Genomic DNA, 4,026 nt, shown 5'->3' with positions numbered 1-4,026 from the left:
GCTGACTGCGCGGAGGAACTCCCCGGAGCCCAGTTGGAACACCCCTTCGGCCCTGACTGGGAGGTCTTCAAAGTACGCGGCAAAGTGTTCATGCTGATGACCGAAGTCCCGGGGCGACCCGTCGTGTGTTGCGCGCCACTGATGTTGAGGATGGCTGCGTCGTTCACGGTGCGGCCGGTGCGGGTATGGGAAGGCCCCGCCGGGTTGTCCGGCGGGGCTTGGTGTGGTAGGTGCTGAGGGTTGGTCAGAGGGTGGCGTGGTCACTGGTCTCGGTAATCGCGGTGCGGGCGCTGGTTTCGTCGACGATGGGTCGGTCGTTGGCGCGGGCGGCGAGGAGTGCGGCGAGGCAGAGGTTGTTGACGGCGCGGGGTTTGCCGCGGCTGTTGGCATGGATCAGGGTGATCGCGTCGTCGCCGAAGAGTGGGTCGCTGCGGCCGGCGAGGGTGAGATGGTGATGGATGTAACCGACGGTCTCGTCGGCGGTCATGCCTGTCATGTGATGACGGACGGTGATCCGTTGATCGAAGGCAGCCAGTATTCCGTAGCGGATCTTGCCGGCGAGGTCGGGTTGGCCGAGCAGGACAGTGGCGAACGGCGCGCCGGTGTCGAGTTCGTGGTTCGTGAGGAGCCGGATCGCGTCCAGTCCACTGTGCTGAAGTATGTGAGCTTCGTCGATGAGAAGTATCGGGGTGCGGCCACGTTCCGAGGCTTCGGCGGCCAGCGCGTTGCGGGCTTGGGGGATGAGCGCGGCGGTGTGGAAGCTGGGTTTGCCACCGAGAGCGGTGACGATGTGGTGGTAGACGCCTCGGGCGCCGACGGTGGGGTCGGGGATGTAGATGAGGTGGTGGCGTGCGCGGTCGACGCGGTCGAGAGCGGCGCGTGCAGCGACGGTCTTGCCGACGCCGACTTCGCCGGTGATGACGGTGATGCCGCGCGTGTCGATGCCGTAGGCGATGCGGGCGGTGGCTTGGGCGTGGTCGGTGTGGCGGTGCAGCATGCCGGTGGCGAGGTCGCGGCCGAATGGCATGCGGGTGAATCCGTAGAAGGATTGGATTCGGTCTAGCACGGGTGGCTCCTGTCGGTGAGGGGTCTGTCCGTTGTGGATGATTGGGTTGACTAGAAGGGGTGGAAGGTGGCGGTGAGGATGACGAGCACGCCATCGATGAACCGATGGGCGTGCATGTCGTTGCCGCCGGGCAGGCCTCGACTTGGCCCGCGGTCGGGGCCGTGGGTCAGGCCCAGGGCGGTGGTCCACGCGGTGAAGGCCGTTCGGTGGTCGTAGGGGTCGACGTCGCAGAGGTAGAAGTGGGCGTGCAGGCCGTGTTGGCTGACGGTCCAGTCGATGGCGGGCAGATCGGGATGCTCGCGCAGGAACTGGGCAAGGATGTGCGCGGCTTGGCGCTGGCGCCGGGCGGGGTCAGGCCGGTTCATCGTCGCCTTCCGGGTTGGCGCTGGCACCGTCGGTGGTGGCGTCGCCGGGGATGGAATCGAGGGCGGGGAAGTTGATGACCACGCCGACGTCAGCCTGGTGGGCGGCTTCGAGCAGGCGCAGGTAGTCGATGCCGGTGGCCTGCGCGGGCGGTTTCTTGGTGGGTGCCTTGACATCGGGGTGGACGTGGCGGGTGACCTTGTGCGGACGGGCGGTTCCCATCGGCCGGCCGTGGTACTCGACGTCGATGTGTTCGAGATCGAACGGGTTGAACAGCAGGTCGACCTCGCGGCCGACGAGGGCGGCGTCGACCTCGTAGTTGTTGCCGAGCAGGGACACCGTGCGCCACGAGGTGACGGTGCGGGTCTCGCGCCACAGAAACGCCCGCCGCAGCTCTTGCGCGTCGGGCCGACGCAGTGGCGGCGCGCTGTCGCCACGATGGTGGTAGCGCGCCGCCGGAGTCTGCCCGGTCTCGCTGTGCTCCCGCTGGTGGTAGCTGCGGTGAAGCCAGGCCCTGAACAGCCGGTTGAGCTCGGCCAGCGACGCCACCGGCGAGCCGCCGGTCCCGGTGCCGGTCTCGATCTCCACGAGGAACTCCTCGCGGCAGGTCCGGTTCCAGCGCTCCAGCTTCCCGCGGCCTTGCGGCCGACCCACCCGACTATGGATGATCTTGATGTCGAGCACGGCCAGGGACCAGGCCAGTTGGTGCGAGACGAAGGCGCTGCCGTGGTCGCAATAGAACCCGGCCGGGCAGCCGTGGACCTTGACCGCGTCGTGCAGGGTGGCCTGCAGGGCCAGGGTGTCCTCGGCGAACCCCCACCGGCCGGCGACCACATACCGGGCGTGGTCGTCGAGGATGGCGACCAGCACGGTGTCGCGGCCGTCGATCGTCGGGCCGCGCACCGCACCGGCGTGCAGACCGTCGCATATCCACAGCTCGTCCGGGAAGTCGGCCTCGAAGCGGCCGAACACCTGCGGCTGCCCGACAGCGTCGGGGTGGCGGTCAAGGCCGAGTCGGGCGAAGTGGCGTTGCAGGGTGCGCGCCGACGGCGCCGGGCCGTGGGTCTGCCGCATGATTCGGGCGACCTGCGTGGCGGTGCGCGCCGGGCGTTCCCGCTTGAGCGCCGCCGCCAGCTCCAGCAACGCCGCGGCGGTGCGGGGGGTCACCTGCCGGGGCCGCGGCACCAGCGCCTCGAACCCGTCCATCCGCAGGATCCGCGCCCACCGGTCCAATGTGGACCGCGACACCCATACCAGCTCGCCAGCCGGGCCCACATGGTGCCGCTCGGCCAGCGACCGCACCAGCTCACCGCGTTCCTGCTGTGTCAGCCGTGGGTCGACCAGCGGTCGCACCAACGAGTAACGGAACAACGCCACCTCACGCCCGGCCGCAGGCGGCGGCTTCCTCCTGGACATCGATACCAGTACCTCACCGTCGTGGTCGATACAGGACCTGGCGAGGCTCGCATCTCCTTTTGAGGACTTGAAGATGTCTTCTTATGTTGAAAGCCCCGGGAGCACGGGTCGCAGGGCTCGGGTGCCCAGCAGCCACCCGCCGGACAGCACCGCCACCGTCCGGGCCACGCTCATCGCCGCCAGCGCCACCGGCCGGGCCCGGCGCAACGCGGCCAGGCACACCCCGATCTGGGCCACCGCGTCGCCCAGCCCGCTACCTGTCGGTGCGACCCGGGCCATGTCGTCGCCGTCCGCGGCGACCAGCAGGTGCTCCAGCCACGCAAACCGATCCCGGATCAGCCCTGCCCGCACCCGCGCCCGACCGACCCAGCCGAGCACCGTCGAGGCCGGTCGGCCCACCAGCGCGGCCAGCCGGCGCCACCCCAACCCGTCCACGCAGGCGCGCAGTGCCGACCAGATCACCTCGACCACATCCAGCCGGCGGCCCAGCAGGAACGCGGGCAGCAGCACATGCGTCCGTCCGCAGCCACTGTCATCGGTCAATGGGCAGATCGTTCGGCGCAGCCGGATCTTCTCCACCACTTCCGTCGAGGTCCGCACGAAGCGTCGTGCCACATGACCCCACCGGGACAACGGCCCCGCACAGTCCGGGCACCGCAGTAGACCATCGGCCAGCATCTGTTCAACGACAGCAGGATCAGGGCCTACAGTAAGCAACGCGGCCTCCGGGCAGCGTTAGGAACGGCCCTTCCCCACACGGCCTGCAAGCGGATGGGGGGAGGGCCGTTTGTCCGTCAATGACCGGATCACCCTAGACCCCTGACCACCCAGGCTCGTCGATGGCTCCCCTGCCGTATCCCACCCAGCGCCCTACCACCGCACCAAGACCATGCTCATCTTGAGTGACGCAGCCGACCTACCCCGGCCTCATCGGGAGTGGCGCCTAATACGCGCCCGAGCCCGCCGGACTCATCTACGTCGCTGACTTCACCGGTGGCGACTCGGCCTCGTCCCACAGCTTGTACGCGTGGTGTCCGCCGGGCCGGAAGGTGCTGGGAGTAGGTGGACGGGTCACCGCCGCTGAGACCAGCAAGGTGTTCCTGACGTACGTCAAGCCGACGGGAACCGGGAACGGCGCCGAGGTCGGCGCGGTCGAGGTGAAGGGGGGATACGCCGGGAAC

The 4,026-nt window shown here is 69.0% G+C and carries 5 protein-coding genes; 1 reads left to right on the top strand and 4 read right to left on the bottom strand.

The genetic code is table 11. From position 1 onward, the window contains the following. Positions 1-237, top strand: a 237-nt coding sequence (locus VGR06_RS14590; RefSeq protein WP_327559606.1) for an MmcQ/YjbR family DNA-binding protein, incomplete at its 5' end; no start/stop codon positions are given. Positions 238-244: 7 nt separating this feature from the next. Here the strand turns inward: VGR06_RS14590 and VGR06_RS14585 are convergent. The 4 genes from VGR06_RS14585 to VGR06_RS14570 form a co-directional block, all read right to left on the bottom strand. Beyond that, the gene (locus VGR06_RS14585) at positions 245-1,066 is read right to left on the bottom strand and encodes an ExeA family protein (protein ID WP_327559605.1); all 822 of its coding nucleotides are present in this window, start codon (positions 1,064-1,066) and stop codon (positions 245-247) included. A gap of 50 nt (positions 1,067-1,116) precedes the next feature. Beyond that, entirely contained in the window at positions 1,117-1,431 is a 315-nt protein-coding gene (locus VGR06_RS14580) for a hypothetical protein (RefSeq protein WP_327559604.1), read from the bottom strand. Continuing rightward, positions 1,418-2,845 carry a DDE-type integrase/transposase/recombinase gene (locus VGR06_RS14575; protein WP_327559603.1) on the bottom strand — a complete coding sequence of 476 codons (1,428 nt, stop codon included), beginning with the start codon at positions 2,843-2,845 and terminating at the stop codon, positions 1,418-1,420. Before VGR06_RS14575 ends, VGR06_RS14580 begins: the two co-directional genes overlap by 14 nt. 81 nt (positions 2,846-2,926) lie before the next feature. Continuing rightward, positions 2,927-3,523 carry a DUF6431 domain-containing protein gene (locus VGR06_RS14570; RefSeq protein ID WP_327559602.1) on the bottom strand — a complete coding sequence of 199 codons (597 nt, stop codon included), beginning with the start codon at positions 3,521-3,523 and terminating at the stop codon, positions 2,927-2,929. Positions 3,524-4,026: the final 503 nt, after the last annotated feature.

Origin of the sequence: Actinophytocola sp. (genome assembly GCF_036002505.1) — a bacterium.
Taxonomy (GTDB): Bacteria; Actinomycetota; Actinomycetes; order Mycobacteriales; family Pseudonocardiaceae; genus DASYTH01.
Note: the sequence above shows the minus strand (reverse complement) of the source record. Positions and strands in the feature narration are given on the sequence as shown.

Excerpts from the sequence above, each read along its gene's own strand:
- VGR06_RS14580 (WP_327559604.1), bottom strand. The coding sequence starts at position 1,431 with ATGAACCGGCCTGACCCCGCCCGGCGCCAGCGCCAAGCCGCGCACATC.
- VGR06_RS14575 (WP_327559603.1), bottom strand. The coding sequence starts at position 2,845 with ATGTCCAGGAGGAAGCCGCCGCCTGCGGCCGGGCGTGAGGTGGCGTTG.
- VGR06_RS14570 (WP_327559602.1), bottom strand. The coding sequence starts at position 3,523 with ATGCTGGCCGATGGTCTACTGCGGTGCCCGGACTGTGCGGGGCCGTTG.